General features: G+C 65.8%; 1 protein-coding gene. It reads left to right on the top strand.

Features of this window, described 5'->3' with window-relative positions; all coding sequences use genetic code 11:
• Positions 1-438: hypothetical protein (locus K9U41_RS23270; protein WP_282643204.1), on the top strand; the 438-nt coding region annotated here is incomplete at both ends.

Here is a 438-nt window from a genome sequence, read left to right as displayed (position 1 = left end):
GGTGATCCACAACGATGACGCGGCTTTCCGCAAGCGCGCGCTGGCGGCAATGCAGCAGGCGCTGACAGCATCGGATCTGTCACCCGCACTGTCCGTGGTGGAGGAAATCACCCGTTACCCGCAGTCGGCGGCCTGTACGGGGCGCAGCGACTGTCATCTGGTGCTGGGCGACACGACCTTCAATGCGGAGCCGGGCAAGGAGCCACGCGCTTCGGGTTCACTGGCACTGGCCAGCGGTCTGGTCGATGCCCTGCTGATGGAGCATTACCAGGGAAGTGGCGTTCCGCGCGAAGGTTGGGGCCGCTTGAACACGGAAGGCCAATGGATGGCGTTGGCGCAGATCCGCAACCGCTACCAGGACATCCTGTTCGGAACACCCGCGGTGGCGCGTGACGTGGCCGCTCCGCTGCTGGCGCGCGTGGATGCGTCGTTCGGTGA

This window comes from Xanthobacter autotrophicus (assembly GCF_029991245.1).
GTDB lineage: Bacteria > Pseudomonadota > Alphaproteobacteria > Rhizobiales > Xanthobacteraceae > Xanthobacter > Xanthobacter autotrophicus_C.
The sequence above is the reverse complement of the archived record's forward strand: the minus strand, read 5'-3'. Positions and strand labels throughout refer to the sequence as shown.